1 protein-coding gene is annotated in these 358 nt (G+C 56.7%); it reads left to right on the top strand.

Annotated features, from left to right (window positions below; all coding sequences use genetic code 11):
* A partial coding sequence (locus AAEY83_RS13345) for a hypothetical protein (RefSeq protein ID WP_351059506.1) occupies window positions 1–358 on the top strand: 358 nt, incomplete at both ends.

The following is a 358-nucleotide window of genomic DNA, read 5'->3' as shown; positions in this document are numbered from 1 at the left end:
ACCGCAAACGCCGGAGTTGAACGAAGACGAAGCGTTGTACAGCGAAAATCCCTTGCTCGACAGCGCTGAGGTCGATGCCGCCGAAGCAAATGACAAGCCCTCTCCAAAGGGCATGCGCGACTGGTTGTTCGAACAGGCCGCGAACATGAAATCGCTTACCTCAACTGAAAAAGCCGCTCTCTGGCGAGAATCCGTCCAGCAATATCAGAACGCGAAGAGCGCCGAACAGGCGTTGCGTGCGCAAGTCAGTGACATCACCTCGCATATCGAGGCTGTGAACAGCGCCAGAGCGCAGATCCTGAAATCCACCCAGCAACGTCATACCCATCTGGTTGAGCGCCGCCGCCTTGATGAGGAG

Origin of the sequence: Psychrobacter sp. TB20-MNA-CIBAN-0197 (assembly GCF_040309765.1) — a bacterium.
Classification (GTDB): domain Bacteria; phylum Pseudomonadota; class Gammaproteobacteria; order Pseudomonadales; family Moraxellaceae; genus Psychrobacter; species Psychrobacter submarinus.
Note: the sequence above shows the minus strand (reverse complement) of the source record. Positions and strands in the feature narration are given on the sequence as shown.